Raw genomic sequence first — 19,255 nt, 5'->3', positions numbered from 1 at the left:
TCCTCTGTATTGCTACGTTTAGTTACCAACCCATCCTGCGACACCCAGCAGTGCCAGCAGCAAGATCACCAGCACGAGCGTACGCCAGATCAAACCGATGGTGCTCTGCATGAAATCTGCATCTGCATCATCGCCAATCCCCATTTCCGGACGCTCCAGCACTTCGCCGGACTCCTGGATCGGCATGCCGAGGCGGACACCCAGTGCCCCCCCTCCACTTGCCAGAAGTATACCGGAAGCCTTCTCCGTCCATTGGCTGGCCTGGGCCCGCCAGCAGTACACCCCATCTTCAAAGTCACCGACGATGGAAAAGGCCGCGGCAGTCAGCCGCACAGGAATCCAGTCGAGGGCCGCAAAGGCTCTGTGGGCGAAATCTCCGAAATCACCGAACTCCGCGCTCCCGGCCCGCTGCCCCCATTCCTTCTCGAAAAATCGAGCCAGACGATAAAGAACAGCACCGCTGGGGCCAGGCAGCAGGATGAACCAGAAGGCTACGGCAAAAACATTACGGTGCGATGCAACAAGGGCTTCTTCGATGGCAAGCCTGGCAACCTCGGAGGAACTGGATTGATCATGGTGACGACCTCTCCATTCGCCAATCAGCTGCCTTGCCCGTACGAGCTCACCCATCCGCAAAGCCAGCTGGATGTCCGTAAAGTAGTGACTCACATGGCGAAAGCCCATCGTCAGGTACAGGACCATGACATTGAACAGGATCGCCAGCACCGGGTGGAAGTGCCACAGGACAAAATAGGCGAGCGCGCTCAAAAAACAGGCACCAAGGATCGCCAGCCACCAGGCGATCGCGCCATGGCGAGCCTGGCCGTCATTGAAACGGTTCTCAAGGAAACGGGCCAGGGCCTTCAAGGGTGCATCGACGACACGCGCAGCCGGTAGCGGGCGAAGTTGTTCGATGAGGAGGGCAACAATCAATGCAAACAGGGTCATGCGGCATGGGACTGTAACCAGCCCTCAATAATCAAGCCTCTTGGAGATGATTCAAGATACCACCAAAAGCCTGCAACACAAATCACAAGGCATCACGACTGCAAAAAGCGCTGCAGGCTGACAATCATCCCCGCGGTAGCTCCCCAGATGAAATATTCACCATAGGGCATTGCATAGTACTCTCGCCGATGCCCCCGCACCTCGGCAACGTGCCGCTGGTGATTGGACACATCGAGCAGAAAGGAGAGGGGAACCTCGAACGCTTCAGCCACTTCGAAGGCATCCAGGCTCAGCTCGAACGGCGGACTGACAAGCCCCACCACAGGCGTCACCTGGAAACCGGTACCGGTAAGGTAATCAGGCAGATGCCCCAGCAGTTCCACGTGACTCCTGGACAGGGAGATCTCCTCTTCCGTTTCCCGCAGGGCCGTTTCGACTGGAGAGGTGTCGCTCACTTCAACCCGTCCCCCAGGGAAACTGACCTGGCCGGGATGGTGATGCAGATGATCGGTTCGGCGAGTGAGCAGAAGGGTCGGTTCAGGCTCTCGCAAAACAATCGGAACCAGTACTGCCGCTGGCTTGAGCGGACCATCCGGGATGCCCTCCTCCACAGGCGCCAGATGACGGCCAGGCGTCGCAAAACGTTTTCGGATGGCGCTGACGGAAAGAACCCCCCGGGGCGGATTGACATCACTCATTTTCTGCCTGTGGCCATCAATAGCGTCGCTTCAACTGCAGGGCAGAACCGTCACGACGCATTTCCATGCGGTTGAGAAAGCTGGCCCCGAGCAGGACAAAGGGGAGATCTGTCGCCTGCACAATCCCCTCGACATTACGAAGGGTGATCTCTCCCAGCTTCACACTGTCCAGGGTCACCTGCCAGGCTGGTATGACACCGTTTGCCGTCTGCAGGCTGACGGATTGCCCCTTGCCATATTCAATACCGGCGCGTAGTGCGTCAGAACGCCCCAGGGACACGAAAGTTGCGCCCGTATCGACGATGAACTGCACTGTCACGCCGTTGACTGCGCCGGTGGCATGAAACTGGCCCCGGCCATCGGCAAAAATACTCATCGCAGGGGAGCTCCCTCCCCCGCCGTTGAGGTGCACAGCGCCATCCCCCAACCGGATCCGCTCTCTGCGCCCATTCAATTCGATGACGACGCTATCGCTGGCCACGCTCATAACCCGAATCCCTTCACGCGTCATGCTCCCCTCTCCAAGCGCCTGTGGAGCCCCCCCATTGATCACGAGCAAGGCCTTGCCCGGAAAGACACCAGCCAGTACGACATCGACCGCCCATGCAGGCGAAGCGACAGCCAGGCAGCACAGCAGCAGCCCAAAATCGAATACCACAGCACGCCACCCAACCAGAATCCCGGGCACCACCGTAAAAAGGGCCAGCTTGCGCTGGCCCTCGCTCAGGGAAACCATCTCAGGCGTATGTGTTGATCGTGCCGCCCACCATGGCACCGGGATCCGGTGTCGCCTGGGGCATGGCCTGGACCGGCGGAAGGGCCTGCAGCAACTGCAGGGCCGCCTGCTGCTGCTGATCGAGTGCCTTGCGCAGCATCAGGATGGACACGCCATCTCCGGTCTGCACTTGCGAAGTGGGTACCGCGCCTGAAATGTTCATGATTCAGTCCCGGAAGTTTCCATACTGTAAAGGATAGTCGGTCACTTCCTTGCGGACCAGAGCGATGCACTCCTGCAGCAGGTCCCGTTTGGCTCCACTGACCCGAACCGCTTCGCCCTGGATGCTGGCCTGCACCTTCAGCTTGCTGTCCTTGATCAGCTTGACAATCCTTTTGGACTGCTCCTGCTCGATACCCACACGCACAGTCAGTTCCTGCTTGACCTTGTTACCACTGACCTTCTGGACATCTCCGTGCTTGAGACATCGGACGTCGATTTTTTTGGCGGTCATTTCCGGCAACAGGAGCGCGAGCATCTGCTCCAGCTGAAAGTTGGAATCTCCATGGAGCGTCAGCAACTTGTCGTTCTGCTCGACCCGGGCATCGCTGCCCTTGAAGTCGTAACGGCCTGTAATCTTGCGATTAGCGCCCTCGACCGCATTGCGCAGGGCAACCATATCGACTTCGGACGTAATGTCGAAGGACGGCACGGTGTCCTCCTGATCAGCCGAAATAGCAGACGTAGTGGTAAGGCTCGCCGCTGACTTCAATGTCGAAGGATGAATCACCCGGCACGTTGAAGCTTTCCCCGGCGGAAGAGGTCTTCCACTCGGTCTCCCCCTTCAGGCGATAACGACAGGAACCCGCCACGGTCTCCATCACTTCCGGAGCCCCCGTGTTGAAGGTGAGGGCAGCCGGCAGGATCACGCCAACGGTCTTCTTGCTGCCATCGGCAAAGAGGACGGTGTGGCTCACGCACTTGCCGTCAAAATAAACATTCGCTTGCTTGACAACGGAAACGCCGTCGAACTGGGTAGATTGGGTCATGATGGCTGTTGAGTGAAAATTATTCGATGCCGAGCAGGCGCTGGATGATCCCTTTGGCCATGAAGCCGATGAAGCCGACCCCCAGGCCCACGAACATCCAGATCGCCCCATACTTGCCGGCCTTTGACTCCCAGGCAAGCTGGCCGATGATGAAGACCATGTAGGCGATCAGACCGCCGACGCAGACTTTGAGGGAAATATCCTCAAACTCCGCGATGGTCAGCCCAAACAGGAAGGGGGCATTGGGATCCATGCCAGACGTTCAGCCCCGCTTGTTCTTTGCGTTGGCAGCAATGCGCATGCGCAACGCATTAAGACGGATGAAGCCGTGGGCATCCTTCTGGTTGTAAGCCCCCTGGTCATCCTCAAAGGTCGCGATGGTCGGGTCAAAAAGGGAATCCGTCCTGGAGTCCCGCGCCACAACAATCACGTTGCCCTTGTAGAGCTTGACACGAACCCAGCCGTTGACCGTTTGTTGAGTCTGGTCGATCAAGGCCTGCAGGGCCAGACGCTCCGGCGACCACCAGTACCCGGTGTAAATCATGCTCGCATAGCGCGGCATCAGGTCGTCCTTGAGGTGGGCGACTTCCCGGTCGAGGGTGATGGACTCGATGGCACGGTGGGCACGGAGGAGGATGGTACCCCCCGGAGTTTCATAGCACCCACGGGACTTCATGCCCACGTAGCGGTTTTCCACCAGATCCAGGCGGCCGATGCCGTGCTTGCCGCCCAGCTCGTTGAGTCTGGCCAGCAGTTCATGGGACTTCATGCGGGTGCCGTTGATGGCCACCAGATCGCCCTTCTCGAACTCCAGATCCACGTACTCAGCCGCATCGGGAGCTGCCTCAGGGGACACCGTCCAGCGCCACATGGACTCCTCAGCCTCGGCTGCCGGATTTTCCAGGTGGCGACCTTCAAAGGAAATGTGCAGCAGGTTGGCATCCATGGAATACGGGGAGCCGCCCTGCTTGTGCTTCATCTCGATGGGGATGCCGTTCTTCTCGGCATAAGCCAGAAGCTTCTCGCGGGACAGCAGATCCCATTCCCGCCACGGCGCGATGACCTTGATACCCGGCATCAGCGCGTAATAGCCCAGTTCAAAGCGCACCTGGTCGTTACCCTTGCCGGTAGCGCCATGGGATACCGCATCCGCGCCGGTCTGGCGGGCGATCTCGATCTGACGCTTGGAAATCAGGGGGCGGGCAATGGAGGTGCCGAGCAGATACTCACCCTCGTAGACCGTATTGGCCCGAAACATCGGAAAAACGAAATCGCGGACAAATTCCTCGCGCAAATCGTCGATGAAGATGTTCTCGGGCTTGATGCCAAACTGCAGGGCCTTGGCACGGGCAGGCTCAAGCTCTTCACCCTGCCCCAGATCCGCCGTGAAGGTGACGACCTCGCACTGATAGGTGTCCTGCAGCCACTTGAGGATCACCGAAGTATCCAGCCCGCCCGAGTAGGCGAGCACAACCTTATTTACGTCGCTCATTTCCTGCTTTCCGAATAGGAGTAATCAAGTTGACGATCAATCTGGCGCGTCAGGCGCAGTCCCCCTCGACCTTGCCGATCAGGAGGTATTCCATCAAAGCCTTCTGTACGTGGAGACGGTTTTCCGCCTCGTCCCAGACCACCGACTGGGGACCATCGATCACTTCAGCCGAGACTTCCTCGCCCCGGTGGGCGGGCAGACAATGCATGAACACAGCGTCGGGGTTGGCCACCTGCATCATGTCCGCATCGACCTGCCAGTCCGCGAAGTCGCGCATCCGCTCTTCATTTTCGGCCTCGAAGCCCATGCTGGTCCAGACATCGGTCGTGACCAGATCGGCGCCACGGCAGGCCTCCATCGGATCGGAAAAATGGGCAAAGTGCCCCGTTCCGATCAGGCCAGCCCTTTCTGGCTCCACTTCGTAGCCAGGCGGGGTGGATACCCGAACCTGGAAATCCAGCACCTCTGCAGCCTGCAGCCAGGTATTGCAGACATTGTTGGAATCTCCGACCCAGGCCACCGTCTTGCCCTGGATAGGACCGCGATGCTCGATGAAGGTGAAGATGTCTGCCAGAATCTGGCAGGGATGGTACTCGTTGGTCAATCCGTTGATGACCGGTACCCGGGAGTATTCAGCAAAACGCTCGATGATCGACTGCTCGAACGTCCGGATCATCACCATATCACTCATCCGGGAAATGACCTGTGCAGCATCCTCCACCGGCTCCCCCCGGCCCAGCTGGGAATCGCGGGTATTGAGATAGATGGCAGAACCACCCAGTTGCTGCATCCCGGCCTCAAAGGAGAGGCGGGTTCGGGTACTGGCCTTCTCGAAGATCATCACCAGGGTGCGATCAAACAGCGGATGATGGGGTTCATAGCGCTTGAAGCGCTCCTTGAGCCAGGCGGTCCGGGCAAAGAGATAGTCGTACTCTTCCCGGGTAAGGTCCTTGAACTGAAGGTAGTGTCTCGGTGCTTTCATGGCACTCGTTCTAAGTTAGTGTGCGGAAAGAAACGCCTTGATGAGCGGCGCCAGGCCCTCCACCAGCGCAGCAGCGTCCGCCTCGCTGAAATTCAGCGCCGGCAGGAGGCGTACCACCTTGTCCGCGGTCACATTGATCAGAAGGCCAGCCTCGAGAGCCTGACCCACCAGCGCCCCACAGGGGCGATCCAGCTCGATGCCGATCATCAGACCCGCACCACGAATGTCCTTGACACCCTCAACCCCTTGCAGAGCCCTGGCAAAGCCATCACAGAGTTGCTGGCCCACTCGAGCCGCGTTCGCCAGCAGCCCCTCCTCCTCAATGGCCTCAAGGGTTGCCAGACCTGCAGCGCAGGCCAGCGGGTTGCCGCCGAAGGTTGAACCGTGGTTGCCCGGCTGAAATGTTCCCGTTGCCCGGCCCGCAGCGAGGCACGCGCCAATAGGCACACCGGAACCCAGCCCTTTGGCCAGGGTCATCACATCGGGCCTGATACCCGCGTGCTGATGGCCAAACCACTTGCCCGTACGACCAACGCCGCACTGCACCTCATCGAACATCAGCAACCACTCGTGCCGATCGCAGAGGGCCCGCACTGCCTGCAGGTATTCACGGTGAGCCACATGAATGCCGCCCTCCCCCTGCACAGGCTCAAGCAGCACGGCAACGATGTCCTCACGCCCCTCGACCGCAGTTTCCAAGGCCGCCAGATCATCAAAGGGGACCCGTACGAACCCGGTCACCAAAGGCTCGAAGCCAACCTGCACCTTCTTGTTACCGGTCGCCGACAAGGTCGCCAGGGTACGGCCATGGAAGGCCTGTTCCATCACGATGATGGCTGGCTTGGCAACGCCGCGCTTGTGACCATACAGACGCGCCAGCTTGATGGCCGCTTCGTTAGCCTCACACCCGGAGTTGCAGAAGAACACTTCGTCCATCGCCGCAACGGACGCCAGCTTGTCCCCCAGCGCTTCCTGCCTGGGAATCCCGTAAAGATTGGAGGTGTGGAGAACGCTGGCCGCCTGATCAGCGATCGCCTTGACCAAACGGGGATGATTGTGGCCCAGGGTGGAGACCGCGATGCCGGACAAGGCATCCAGATAACGCCGGCCCGTGGTGTCCACAAGCCAGGAGCCGTTGCCGTGGCTGAAAGAAACCGGCAGACGACCGTAAGTATTCATCAAGTGGGACATGAAAACCCTGCTCCGCTGTTAGCCTCCCCAAGCCAGCCCCTGGGGCTGGCATCAGAAAGACGAAACGGCGACATCAGCCGCCGTTGGATATCAAAACACTGGAGGATTCTAGACTACCAGAGGTGGCCTTGTACAGGAGACCCGCCGTGTAGTTGGCCAGATCAGGACTCTTCCCCTTGCATCACCGGGTGCCATGCACGCTGCACTTTCAACAAGCATCCCGGGTATCATTCAACCCTGGCCGGAACAGGGAAAAATCCCCCGAGTGGGCAGTGCCCTCCCCGGCCCGGCCCGACGGGATCAACGAGAGGAATATTGAATGTACCGGAGCACGGTTGCAGCAGCCCTGCTGCTGATCAGTCTTTCCGTGGGCACCGCCCAGGCGGATGAATTCACCTGCGGCTCACTGGAAAATGGTGTCGGCCCCTTCGACTACAATGACCCTGCGATTCACGTTCCCAACGGCGAAAATCCGATGGGACAATTGAAGCGGGTTGAAAATGTCCACTTTCACGCCGGCATGCAGTACCTGAACATTCGCAATTACTCACCTGAAAGAATCCGTTCGGAATTTGCATACACGCTAAGGGCCTTCCCGAACCATCGGCTGGCCTTGAATGCTTTTTCCCGGCTGGAGCAATTTTATAGCAAACAGCTTCCCGGCGCGGGAAAGGCACTCACTGCAGATTGTTTTTTTGATCGCGCAATCCGCTTCAGACCGGAAGACAAGGGCGTACGCTTTGTACATGCCATGCACCTGCACCGACAGGGAAAATTGAAAGATGCCCTGACAGAATACGAACTTGCCGAAAAACTGGGCGAGGAAAGCGCGAATTTTCACTACAACTATGGGTTACTTCTGGCCGACATGAAAAAATGGGACCAAGCCCGGACCCAAGCCGAAATAGCCTACAGCAGAGGCATTCCACTACCTGGCCTCGCCGACAAGCTCCAGCGCAACGGTCATCCTGTCAGGGCTAAACCAGGAAATACTGAAACGGAAGCATCCGGGAGCACGGAACAAAAGGAATGACCCTACTGCACCAGCACACGAGCCACTCCTGAATCGATTTTTACTTGAGTGCAGGCGCAACAACAGACCCAAGATCATCCTTTGGATGGGTTAGATCAAGGAAATGTGCAGCCGGCTTTGCACACATACGTGCCCGCTTCCGAATTAGTCCAGTTTCCGTAAATACACGGAAGGTCGCAAGCATCGTAATCAGGAAATCCTTCCATTGCCCCCTTACTATAAAATTTGTAAGTGGCAAGAAAAGACCCTCTGCTATAAGAATGCGGAACATGTACGGATAACTATAAGTTGGATCCTTGACTCTCACCACCAGCCTGGAACGCTCCCGTTCGGCTTTGCGCTTAACATCTGTCCAAAAGTTTGGCTCGTGTTTCTTCGGGGCGCTCTGGTTGAAATGAACGATCCGTGCAGACGGCAACAGCGCGAAGCCGACACCATGAAGCTCGAAGCGATTTATCAGGTCGTCGTCTTCTCCGTACATGAAGAACATTGGATCAAACCCCCCCACCTTCAAAAAAACCGATGTACGAATAAACCACGCAGCCGCGTTGATTCCCCGAATCTTATAATAATTCTCGATTTTTCCCATTGCCGCATCACACAGAAATGGCGATGCAAACGGGCTTATGTAGGCATTGCAGGTCTTACGATCTATGTTATCCAAGTCAGGGCAACAATGAAGCGGCGACACAACCCCGAAATCCTGATGCTGATCCATAAAAGACGCCAGTTTTTCGATGGCATCCGGCGCAACGTAAGCGTCTTGATTGAACAAATAGGTATACTCGGCGCCCTGGGCAATCGACTTGGAAATTCCAACGTTATTGCCGATGCCGAATCCTAAATTGGATTGGAGTGTAATAAGCTCCACTTCGGGAAACTCATCCCTGACAATCTGCACTGTATCATCAGTGGAGGCATTATCAACCACAATCACATGCGGCAGCAGGGAGCTCTGCCTGAGTGACATCAGATTGCGTCGAATCCAGGTGGCGCCATTGTACGTAACAATGATGACATCAATTTTTTTCAAGAATTAATTCCTCATTAAATGGGCGTTCAGCAACCTGAAAAAAACTGGTTAGCGTATTCGGACAGACAAAAACTAATCATGTAGCGAAGGGCCTGCACCAAGACAAACCCACAGCCCAAGAACCTCTCATCTCTAGACGGAGTCTCTACAGCCCCACAACGCTTTCCAGGTAACGACCGAAAACCCTTGTGCCAGATAGCCCATGTCCTTCAAATCCTGGGCTGGCCCCTCCCCGGCTATAATTTTTCTGGCAGCCTGTCGAAAGAGTGTCCGCATCTCCCAGTAAGCCATCCTGGCCATTTTCCAATCCTTCTGGAGTATATATTTAGCATAAATCCCACCACGCCCCCGGACGTATGATCTATTCAAAAAGCTTGCGTCTAGTGATGTCCGACGGCCGTGATTGTGATACACACAAAATGTCGGCGTGTATCGCAGCTTGTATCCTTTTCTGAGCGCCCGGTAAATCAGATCGACATCCTCCCCGGCCAGCGGAAGACCTGCGCCCAGTTCTTCATCGAACAGACCGATGTTTTCGAGGACGCTCCGCCGAAATGCCATATTGCAGCCGGGGATCGTTCCAAACAATTGATCGAGCCTTTGCAGCGAGACATCATTTTCGCTGGTCCGGATCGACATGGGAAGATCCAGGGGGTTGAAGAGAAGCACTTTCCCACCTGCCACATCGACATCGGACCGGGAAAAATACTGAGCAATTTTGATCAGCCAATCCGGGGCAGGCAGACAATCATCGTCGAGAACCACAATCACCGATCCGGATGCAGCCTTGATTCCAGCGTTCCTCGCAGCGCTCGAACCCCTCTTTTTTTCAAAAACATAATCAACCGGGAAAGTAACTGATTCTACAAAGCCCAGAATTTCGGATTTGGTGTTGTCCGACGAGTTGTTATCAATAAAAATAAACTCGGCATTGAATGTGCCGTCCGTACGCAATTTACGCAGGGCGTCGAACAGGATTCCCAGGCGATCTCCGCGGTTGTACGTACAAATAATCACACTGAGCAAGATTCCATCACGTTTCATCACTTTTTCTCCATGCCCACCATGGCGCTCACCTTTGCCAGCAGTGCAGCACCAAGCTTGTTGAGAACGTCCCACAGCAGCCTATTGACGACAGGAAGCAGCGCAAACCACGCAGCGGTCACGACAACTGCAATGATCACGAGCCTGGAAAATGCCGAGATATCCATCAGACTCGACCTCAGAATCAGCGTCAGGGATGTAATGACTACGGCAGCACAGACTGGTTTGACCAGAGCATTCACCATCCGAGTGACCTCTACATCGTACTTTCGACCCACAACGATGACGAATGAAAAGGCACCCAAGACATCTGCTACCGCCATGCCAGCCGCGACCCCCGCAATCCCGTAACCCGCACCGATCAGCGCCAGTACAGCTCTAGAAGATTGGACAGCCAACTGCAACTTAAATGAGATTCCAGCCTCGCCGCCTCCGACTAGGACACTGCTGGCAATGCCGCTAAGCCCTCCGACGGCCGCGCCGATGCAAAGGATTGATGCCAGCACTGCTGCGTCCGCCCAAGCTTCGCCATACAAGACTAGGATCACATCACCAGAGACCACAGCGAAGCAACCGAACACTGGCCACGCCAAGGTTGCCAAATTGACACAAGAAGCCAGATATTTCTCCCGAAATTGCTGGGGCTGATTGCGCAACACCTGAGCAAAATGGGAAAGCATGACCGGATAAACTGCATCGACAAAAAGCTTTTGAATCAGCATCACTGCACCCACACCGCGGCTCAACAAGCCGGCATCGTGAAAGGACAGAAGCTTGGCCGAGATCAGCTCCGGAGCACCCTGGCCAATGTCATAGCATATCCCTGCCCCGCTGAATTTGACCCCTTTGTCGAGCACCCGGCCCAATTCTCCGGTACCCGGAAGCCAAGGCTGTTGCGGCTTACGGCACAGCATCGACAAGGCTACCGACATCGAGCTACCCACCACCCCACCCCATGCCAGGCTCATGGCGCCATGGCCATAATAGGCCAGGGTAACCGAAGTGACAGCCTGACTGATCGATGAAACCACGTTGATGCTCGACAGCTTCCCGAACTCCAGATTTCGCTTGAGAAGCGCCATCGTGATTGAACCAAAAGGCAGGAGAATGAAATTGATGACCAGCACCAGCATGATCTCGCGCACCTGAGGTTCCGCATAGTAAGCAGACACCGGGCCGCTCAGAACCGCCAGGCAGATCGCCATCAGCCAGGACATGGCGAGGGTGACGAACTGGGCGCTTCTCAGGCGATCAATGGTCAGTTCTTTTTCCTGAATGATATAGCTACTGACGCCCAGGTCACGCACCGTATGCGCAAGGGAGATGACGAACATGCCGACGGAGAAAATACCCGTATCGTCGGGCGACAAAAATCTCGCCAGAATTATGGATGATCCGAAGCCGACCAGCATCAGACCATACTTTTCCATATAATTGATCGCGAGACCTCTTAATACACTCACCCTACTTTTCTCCTCGAATCAATGGCGTAAACTCCCTGCCCAGCTTGACTCTTGCGTTTCTTGATTTCAAATTGCACTGACGTGATCCTGTACGGCGGATGTCCGTCAGGATCCAAGAAGAACTTCAAAGCAGTTTTTACATGCTTCAACCTGGCTACAAGGCATTAAATTTTCCCGCCAGAATCAAACATTCAAATACGCTCTCCTGTAGCCGCTGACCATCGACTCCGCCGAAAACGAACAGTTGATCCTTGATCGGAGATTTTCTGCTCGCCGATCCGCCTCCGCCGGTAACTCCAGGACCGCAGCAATCGCTGACGCGAGCGCTCCGCTGTTAGCCGGCTCGACCAACAGGCCCTGTTCTGTGGACTCGATGATTTCGGGAATTCCCCCGACTTGCGTAGACACGATGGGCAGACTGCAGGCACCTGCCTCGATTAGTACAATGGGCAAGCCTTCACGATGAGAAGAATGGGCTAAACAAACAGCATTCTTCATCAAGGCTGCCACATGCTTCTGGGGTTGATTTTCGAAGAAAAAAACTCTTTCCTCCAATCCCAGAGCCGCCACACGCTCCCGCAGGGTGGCCAACCAGACGCCATTGTCGGTGCCACCGACAAACACAAGATTTAGCAGTGGACGGGAGCGGGCGATCAGGGCGAAAGCCTCGAGAAGTACATCCTGTCCCTTATTCGACACAAAGGTTCCCACATTCAGGATGTAAGGCTCGGGAACGGGTAATGACACTCCGTCTGCCCGTTTCAGAAAGCCTGGAATATCGATGCCGTTGTAAACGACTTGCGGCGGGCGCCGGAACAGATTGAGGGCCTTGACCTGCTCCGCCAGCGCGTTCGAGCAAGCAGTGACCTCATCGACTTGTGAAGCAATCAGTTTCCAGGCTGGGCGTTTGGGATCGACGGCAAGAACATCCGAACCATGAAAGCTCAAGACGAGCCGCCCTCGCCACAAGCCCAGGCGCTTGATCAGCGCCAATGGAAAGACATTAAGGGTAAGGAAATGGAAATTGACTACAGTGATATCCCGACGTCGCAACTCCCGTACAACCGGCGGAATCCGGCGCAATAGGGTAATGAAATAGCGAAATTGCGCTGCCAAACCTTTATCGGGTGGTTGCGGCAAGTTGATATGGAGGAAGCGCCGACCTTCTGCATCCACGAAGTCACCCGCTTTTGTCCAGTCCTGAACACCGATCGAGGCAAGCCCAGGCTGTTGCCGCTCAAGACCCCGCCAAAGATTTTCGACAACGACATCCACTCCCCCCAGCAGATCGAAGTGGAAGGGCTGGAACAGGAGAACCTTACCCGGTGGATGCCCGGATCTCTGCTCAGACGGCATTGTCCTGACCCGTCAGACCATATCGCTTGCCGCTACGGTTCGCGCTATCCATCATCAGCGCATCCGCGTAAAACTTGGTCGCCCAGTTGGGGTACTGCCAGGGATGGTAGCCACCATTGACTGGGTGAGACCCCTTGATCCCCCCCACCGTAGCTCGCTCGTCTCCTGCCAGCAACTGGGTTCGCTTCACGAAGCTGAGGATCCGGGTGGTCGCATCCCGGTAGGCCCCTTCTCCCGTTATCTGGAAGAGGCGGCCCCAGTTGATACCCAGCTGACAATCACCCGTGAGACACGACCACTTGACCGTAGGCTGCCAATTTTCATCAAAGCGTCCCGGCAGACGTCCATCCGCCGGCAGCGCAGCAATCATCGCATCACCGATCCTGCGGGCAGCCAGAATGAAATCCTCCCGCTGCGCATAGGCACCGATCTCCAGCAGGCCACGCATGGCATAGGCGATGGTATGGGTGAATGGCTGCTTGTTGTCCTGCAGGCAGTTGGTATCCAGCCAGCCGTTGGCCCGCGCCTGGGTCAGCGCCCATTCACAGTTACGTACGGCCGCATCCAGGAAACGCTGTTCGCCGGTGATCTGATGCGTGCGCGCCAGACTCCAGGCCGAACGGGTGTTATAGGTGTTGATGTGCTTGCCAGTCATCGGGGAGCCGAAGGTTCGCCAGCACCCGTCATCGTCCATGATGTCGCAGAGCCAACGGGAGGCCCTGACCGCCGCGTCCCGGTAGCGCTCGTCCTGCTCTTCTTCGAAGGCACGCACCCAGCCAAAGATCACCTGCCCGGTGTTGAAGACCGTCGGCTGATCGGAATCACCGAGTGCCCCTGCCAGGACCCCTCCTTCCGGCAACTGGATATCGATTTCCCAGTCGGCCATGCGACGGGCGCGAACCCTTGAGTCCTCGTCACCGGAAAGGGCCGCATAACGGTAGAGGGTTGGAATGATGTAGCCGGTGGTCTCCGGGTAGGACGGCGCCCAGCGGCGGGAACGCACCAGCCATGTCTGGGCGACACCTCCGTTGCCCGTGACATCCTGAGCATGCTTGAGCCAGGCGATGGCGGCATCCAGGTGCACCCGATTGTCGGTGGGCTGGGTCAGCCCAAGACCGAGGGTGTCTTTCAAGACGAGACGTTTCTGACGGAGGGTTTCACTGATGTTCATCGGTTTTTTCCAGTTCTTCGCAATGCGTTATTCGATCATGTGCGGGGAGGAGCATCGAAAAAATGTCCTCCTCCTGCCACAAAACGGGCCGATTGATGGCTGTGATCGGTCGCAGAAATCCAGGTCAGGCGCGTGTTACCCAACTTTCCCTCCCGGAGGACACCCGCCTGCTTCAGGTGCTCCACCAGCCGCACTTCCCGGCGCAGACGGTTGGCTTCGGCCGAGAGAACCCTTACTGGGCAGCGGAGAAGATGACCATCTGCATCCAGCACCTGCCCCTCCACGGGCACAGGCTCATAGAGGGGGCATGGCAAGCTTGCTTCCAGTTGATCTTCGACAAAATGGGTGTATGTGAAAGAGGCAAACGGGGCGTCGAAACCCAGGATCAGGGCATCCCGTTCAAGCATCCGGGCAAAGGGCGATCGAGCCCCGAAGGGACGATCCGCCTGCTCGTGTCCGGCAATGAACTCCGCAGCATCCTGTCCCCAGGCCAGGAGCGGGTGGGTAGGACTGAGGCTTCTGCGCACACCTTGGCTGCGGCGGAAGACCTCTGATACCAGGCCCATCATTGATGGGCTGCGGGCCACGTTCATGGGTTTGCCCTTGGCCAGCCATTGGGCAGAACTCATGTTGTGATAGGGCATGGAGGGCATCACCAGCAATCCCTTGTCCCCCACCGCCAGCTTGAGCGCCTTCACCAGGTCCGCAGGTTTTCCCTGAAAGCCGTTATGAGGCAGCCAGGATGAGTGAACCACCAGGGTCGTCCCCGGCACCACCCCACACTGACGCAGACGGGCAATCAACTCGTCGGCGCCATAGGCCCAGAGGGTACGGGCTGCCGTGCTTTTCACCCATTGTTTCAAGGAAGTCAGCCGGCTCATGTCCTACCCTCGGTTGTACCTGCCACCACTTCATCGAGCAGGGAGGCCAGACGGGCACTGATGGCCTTGCGGTCAAACTGAGCCAGATAGGCATCGTCGGAGTCCACCGTCTGTGGAACCGGACGGGCCAGCCACTCCCGCAACATCGCCTCACAGGCTTCCACGGATTCAGCAGGAACCGCCTTGCCCAGCCGGGCCCGCTCGATGATCTGCTGGGTGGCACCCGGATCACAGAGGGCAAAGATCGGCCTGCGCACCGAGACATATTCGAAAAGCTTGCCCGGTATCACACCATCGGACGTCTCGCCCGTATCCACGATCAGCAACAGATAGTCGCAGTTCACCTGTGCATCCATCGCCTCCGCATAGCTCACGTCACCGGCAAAATCGTACAGGTGGGCGATGCCGTACTCGGCGAGGATCTGGTCATAGCGCTTGCGGATGGCCGGCTCGACCCCACCGAGGATGCGTACCCGCGCCCGGGCGGCGAGGGCCGGGTCGCTGCGGTGCAGGCGCCCAAGCGCCTCGGCGAAGGCGTGACCACGGCGGTTCTTGAAGAGCCGGCCGGTGTACACGAACTCGATGGTCTCGCCGGTGAACGGACGCGTACGCTTGCGTTCGCCGTAGAGCTCGGTGTCGTAGCCGTTGGTGAGGGTCTCCCAGCGCGCCTTGAGCTCCGGATGCAGGCGCTGCATGTAGGCGGTCTTGGGCTCGGAGACGGTGACAATCACATCGGCCTCGCGCAGCAGGCGGCGCTCCATGCGCAGTTCGATCTTCTTGCGCCAGTCGGGCACCCACTCACGCAGCACGTCGCCGTACCACAGGTCACGGTAGTCGGCGATCCACGGCAGGCCGGTTTCGCGGCGCAGCGCGTGGCCCACGAACATGCTCGAGAAAGGCGGAAGGGTCGTGTAGACCGCGTCGATGTGGCGCTCGGCGCACAGTTTGCGGGCCACCTTGAGAGCCTCGTCAGCCCACAGACGGAAGTCGTCGGGCACATCCACAAAGCTGCGCAGCACCCAGCGCGTCATCGCGTGGGCATGATCCATCAGCCCGCCGGAAGCGGCGGTGGCCACCGGTGCTGGCACGGCCACCGCGGCGCCGGACGAAGTGCCGGCACTGACCGCCGGCGCGGCCGGCTTGCGCCCGAGCAGGCGCTTGACCGCGTTGGCGATTTCGTCTTCCCGGTTGCGGATGGGCACCCGGACAACCTCCACGCCATCGACGATCTCCGCCATCAGGGACGGGTCGTAGTTGGGCTCGGTGCCGGAAGGCTTGAGGGTGATGACGATCGAGCGCCAGCCGTGCTGACGAAGCTGATCGACGAACTTGACGGTGCGGATTCGCCCAATCGTCTTGAGCGGCGGAAACTCGCCCGCAATCACCAGCAAGGTGCGCGGCTCAGACATTCTTCTCTCCCTTTTGCAGCGAACGACACAGATTCTGGAAAATTGTCACCCGACGGCCCCAGCTGTTGGCCTGAGCGTGTCTAAGCGCCCCCTCTTCAAGCAGGCTCCGGAATGCGTCATCCCCCAGGATGCGACCAATGGCACGGCCAATCTCGTCGACGTTTTCGCCGTCGACGAGCAGACCGCTCACCCCATCGGAAACGGCTTCCACTGCGCCTCCGGCACGCCCCCCCACCACCGCCCGGCCACAGGCATTGGCCTCAAGGAATACCAGTCCAAACCCCTCCGTATCGCCATCCGGCATGGTCCGGTTAGGCATCACGAACAGACTGGCACTGCGATAGGCCGCCAGCAGCGTGGCGTCATCCACCGAACCGGCAAAGGTAATTCGATCGGCCACGCCCGAGGCATCAGCCATGGCCTGCAGTTCTGCGCGCTGGGGTCCGTCGCCGACAATCAGCAGATGGGCGTCTGGGTGCTCGGCACACACCCCGGACCAGGCTGCGATCGTTTTATCGAAGCCCTTGCGGGGAACCAGCCGACCCACCGTAACCACGAGCTTCCGGCCCACCAGACCAAAACGCTCCCGTAACTCCGGGTCGTCAGGGCCTGGTGAAAACCGTTGAGTATCCACGCCATTTTCAATCAGGCAGATCTTGTCCCGGGAAACCCCCATCTGCTCCACAAGAGCCTGCTCGGTAAACCGGCTCACAGCCACCACGGCATCCGCCGCTTTCAGGTGGGCCGCCCGCCGTCGGCCAAAGGAGCCGAGATTCAGCCGCTGGGTGATTTCTTCCCCATGCACATAGAGCACCATCCGGGTACCCAAGAGCCGCCTGAACAACAAGGCCAGCCAGGCCATGGAGGCCAGCTCACCAATACAGATCACGCGGATGTCGTGCTTTCTGATCAAGCTCCAGACCTGACTCACAATCTGGAACTTCAAGGGAATATCGATGGTCAGGTGGCGCCAGAGCGACACCAGCTTGTTGGCGGGGGGAGGCATGACCTGCGGACGCAGCAGGTCTACGCGGTACACGGGGAACCCGCATCGGAGATCGTGCTCCCGCCAGCCGGGGATCTCCTCCCCGCTCTCATAGTGGCGGCGGGTGGCCAGCGCCACCATGCTGCCGTCGGGCGCATGGCGACACAGGTTGGCATAGACCGTCGCCGATCCGCCCTGGATCGGTGTAAAGATGCTGGCCACCATGAGGCACGGCACATCGCGCTGTTGCAAGGCCTTCACACTCATCAATGAGCCTGCCCTTCAAGCGCGGTACGGTCCAGATCTTTCAGGACTCCGGCCAACAGCGCCGCCTCGAAGGCCTGCAGCTTGCGACTGGCGTCAGCCACACTCTCCCCACTGTAAGCAGTGAAGGCGACAAAGGCGGAATCATCTCCACGCCCCCGCAGCCGGGACAGAACCTGCAACACTTTGCTGGTGATCTCGCCGGTAGTGGTCATTCCCCCTACCCAATAGAGGCGATGGAGCGCCGCATAGCGGGGGCCACGGACATACCCCTCCAGTTGCATCTCGGGCAGTTCAGCCGACGCGCGTCCAGCCTTGCCTGAATAGCCCCAGCTCCAGTCACCGGAGGGCTCCAGCTTGTTTGATACATTCACCATTTCGGCGCCCTGAGTCTGATCACGAAAGAAAGCAATGAAAACTTCGACCGGCTCTCCCTCAAACACATAAGTGCCCTGATGCACCACCTTCGCTCCGGGGAATGAGGGCTGTATCCCGGGCACGGCAGAGGTGCTGCGCTCCAGACGGGAAAGGGACTCCATGGCCAGGATGGGCGTATCCGCTTTGCCCGCCGCCTCCACGCCAAGGGCAGCCCCATACCAGACCACAGGAACCACAGCAGCAAAAAACGCTGCCAGAAACACCTTCCGCAAGGGTATCGCCGGGACTGCGGGGATGCTCGTCGGCAGAACCGGCTGAGGATCCGCCCAGCGCGCACCGACAGCGAAACTTGCCAGGATCGCAAGGCCAAAAATCACCCAGCCCAAGGCCAGGTGACTCATTCCCAGCCCCCATTCGTTACCGCTCAGGTGGGCCACCACCACGATGACGTAAGCACGAATCCAGTTCGCCACAAGGGGCATGACAACCGCCCAAAGCATGAAAACCATGCGTTTGAGCGGACGGGTGTAGGTCATGTAGGCAAAAACGGCACCGATGAAAATCGAGGTGAGGAGGTAGCGAATGCCGCCACATGCCTCCACAACGGACCAGCTTCCGCTCGGGATGATGAAATTACGACCCTCCTGATACACAGGAATGCCGCTGCCACGAAGGGCGGCAACGGTCGCATCTGCAGTCCAGTTCATCAGGACCGGCAGGACTTCATGGCCGAAAGGCACTGCAAAGAGCAGGAAACTGAGAGGCCCGAAGGTCACTCTTGCGGCACGGTCTCCCGCAATGGCCCAGACCGCTCCGAACATCATGAAAACCGTTGCAAACTGAACCACTGCCGCAACGGAGATCATGCTGCCCAGCAGGGCGGCCAGGCCCATGATGTTCAGAAACACAAACCCCTTCCAGGAGGGCGCGAAGTTCAGCTCGGCCAGCAAGGGGCGTTTCATCCACAGAAAATAGGCAACGACGAGCAACACCACATAACCATGGGAATGACTCGGCAAGGTTTCCCAGGCTTCAAGGACCAGCGCGACATGACGCGCGAAACTCAACAGGATCGCGACCCAGGCCAGAAGTACCGCAAGGGCAACAGCCCCTGACGGGGAAATCAGCGCAGACGGGAGTTTGTTTTTGAAAAAGGACATCCG

At 58.1% G+C, this 19,255-nt stretch carries 20 protein-coding genes; 1 reads left to right on the top strand and 19 read right to left on the bottom strand.

The genetic code is table 11. The features are described 5' to 3' along the window. Positions 1-18: 18 nt before the first annotated feature. The 10 genes from PHD22_RS02765 to PHD22_RS02720 form a co-directional block, all read right to left on the bottom strand. A complete protein-coding gene (locus tag PHD22_RS02765; protein WP_299861954.1) occupies positions 19-948 on the bottom strand; it encodes a CobD/CbiB family protein in 930 nt (309 codons plus the stop codon). A 92-nt stretch (positions 949-1,040) separates the two neighbouring features. Continuing rightward, on the bottom strand, positions 1,041-1,646 hold the full coding sequence (locus PHD22_RS02760) for a CoA pyrophosphatase (protein WP_299861952.1): 606 nt from the start codon (positions 1,644-1,646) through the stop codon (positions 1,041-1,043). 16 nt (positions 1,647-1,662) lie between these two features. Beyond that, complete coding sequence (locus PHD22_RS02755) at positions 1,663-2,382, bottom strand: TIGR02281 family clan AA aspartic protease (protein WP_299861951.1); 720 nt, start codon at positions 2,380-2,382, stop codon at positions 1,663-1,665. A 1-nt stretch (position 2,383) separates the two neighbouring features. Continuing rightward, entirely contained in the window at positions 2,384-2,584 is a 201-nt protein-coding gene (locus PHD22_RS02750) for a putative motility protein (RefSeq protein ID WP_299861949.1), read from the bottom strand. 3 nt (positions 2,585-2,587) lie between these two features. Continuing rightward, positions 2,588-3,073, bottom strand: coding sequence for a YajQ family cyclic di-GMP-binding protein (locus tag PHD22_RS02745; protein ID WP_299861946.1), 486 nt, complete (start codon positions 3,071-3,073; stop codon positions 2,588-2,590). 13 nt (positions 3,074-3,086) lie between these two features. Continuing rightward, the gene (locus PHD22_RS02740; RefSeq protein ID WP_299861943.1) at positions 3,087-3,410 is read right to left on the bottom strand and encodes a pyrimidine/purine nucleoside phosphorylase; all 324 of its coding nucleotides are present in this window, start codon (positions 3,408-3,410) and stop codon (positions 3,087-3,089) included. Positions 3,411-3,429: 19 nt separating this feature from the next. Then, entirely contained in the window at positions 3,430-3,663 is a 234-nt protein-coding gene (locus PHD22_RS02735) for a DUF2788 domain-containing protein (RefSeq protein ID WP_299861940.1), read from the bottom strand. Between the two features lie 9 nt (positions 3,664-3,672). After that, positions 3,673-4,902, bottom strand: a complete 1,230-nt coding sequence (locus PHD22_RS02730; protein WP_299861937.1) for an argininosuccinate synthase — start codon at positions 4,900-4,902, stop codon at positions 3,673-3,675. Positions 4,903-4,951: 49 nt separating this feature from the next. Then, positions 4,952-5,884 (bottom strand): ornithine carbamoyltransferase, encoded by a 933-nt coding sequence (gene argF, locus PHD22_RS02725; protein ID WP_299861934.1) that lies wholly within the window; start codon positions 5,882-5,884, stop codon positions 4,952-4,954. Between the two features lie 15 nt (positions 5,885-5,899). Beyond that, on the bottom strand, positions 5,900-7,075 hold the full coding sequence (locus PHD22_RS02720; protein WP_299861931.1) for an aspartate aminotransferase family protein: 1,176 nt from the start codon (positions 7,073-7,075) through the stop codon (positions 5,900-5,902). Between the two features lie 319 nt (positions 7,076-7,394). Between PHD22_RS02720 and PHD22_RS02715 the strand changes: the two genes are divergently transcribed. Next, on the top strand, positions 7,395-8,108 hold the full coding sequence (locus PHD22_RS02715; RefSeq protein ID WP_299861928.1) for a hypothetical protein: 714 nt from the start codon (positions 7,395-7,397) through the stop codon (positions 8,106-8,108). A 40-nt stretch (positions 8,109-8,148) separates the two neighbouring features. Here PHD22_RS02715 and PHD22_RS02710 read toward each other — a convergent pair whose 3' ends face one another. The 9 genes from PHD22_RS02710 to xrtA form a co-directional block, all read right to left on the bottom strand. Then, positions 8,149-9,141 carry a glycosyltransferase family 2 protein gene (locus PHD22_RS02710; RefSeq protein WP_299861926.1) on the bottom strand — a complete coding sequence of 331 codons (993 nt, stop codon included), beginning with the start codon at positions 9,139-9,141 and terminating at the stop codon, positions 8,149-8,151. Between the two features lie 132 nt (positions 9,142-9,273). Then, positions 9,274-10,185 (bottom strand): glycosyltransferase family A protein, encoded by a 912-nt coding sequence (locus PHD22_RS02705; RefSeq protein ID WP_299861924.1) that lies wholly within the window; start codon positions 10,183-10,185, stop codon positions 9,274-9,276. Then, a complete protein-coding gene (locus tag PHD22_RS02700) occupies positions 10,185-11,648 on the bottom strand; it encodes an oligosaccharide flippase family protein (protein WP_299861922.1) in 1,464 nt (487 codons plus the stop codon). Before PHD22_RS02700 ends, PHD22_RS02705 begins: the two co-directional genes overlap by 1 nt. Before the next feature lie 183 nt (positions 11,649-11,831). Continuing rightward, positions 11,832-13,004: a glycosyltransferase family 4 protein gene (locus tag PHD22_RS02695; protein WP_299861919.1), complete on the bottom strand. Its 1,173-nt coding sequence runs from the start codon at positions 13,002-13,004 to the stop codon at positions 11,832-11,834. Next, the gene (locus PHD22_RS02690) at positions 12,994-14,175 is read right to left on the bottom strand and encodes a beta-L-arabinofuranosidase domain-containing protein (protein WP_299861916.1); all 1,182 of its coding nucleotides are present in this window, start codon (positions 14,173-14,175) and stop codon (positions 12,994-12,996) included. The genes PHD22_RS02695 and PHD22_RS02690 overlap by 11 nt, the downstream gene beginning before the upstream one ends. A gap of 35 nt (positions 14,176-14,210) precedes the next feature. Then, a complete protein-coding gene (locus tag PHD22_RS02685; protein ID WP_299861913.1) occupies positions 14,211-15,056 on the bottom strand; it encodes an AAC(3) family N-acetyltransferase in 846 nt (281 codons plus the stop codon). Next, positions 15,053-16,465: a glycosyltransferase gene (locus tag PHD22_RS02680; protein WP_299861911.1), complete on the bottom strand. Its 1,413-nt coding sequence runs from the start codon at positions 16,463-16,465 to the stop codon at positions 15,053-15,055. The genes PHD22_RS02685 and PHD22_RS02680 overlap by 4 nt, the downstream gene beginning before the upstream one ends. After that, the gene (locus PHD22_RS02675) at positions 16,458-17,717 is read right to left on the bottom strand and encodes a glycosyltransferase family 4 protein (protein WP_299861908.1); all 1,260 of its coding nucleotides are present in this window, start codon (positions 17,715-17,717) and stop codon (positions 16,458-16,460) included. The genes PHD22_RS02680 and PHD22_RS02675 overlap by 8 nt, the downstream gene beginning before the upstream one ends. After that, positions 17,717-19,252, bottom strand: coding sequence for an exosortase A (gene xrtA, locus PHD22_RS02670; RefSeq protein WP_299861905.1), 1,536 nt, complete (start codon positions 19,250-19,252; stop codon positions 17,717-17,719). Before xrtA ends, PHD22_RS02675 begins: the two co-directional genes overlap by 1 nt. Positions 19,253-19,255 lie beyond the last annotated feature (3 nt).

This window comes from Zoogloea sp., from assembly GCF_028693495.1.
Taxonomy (GTDB): domain Bacteria; phylum Pseudomonadota; class Gammaproteobacteria; order Burkholderiales; family Rhodocyclaceae; genus Zoogloea.
Note: the sequence above shows the minus strand (reverse complement) of the source record. Positions and strands in the feature narration are given on the sequence as shown.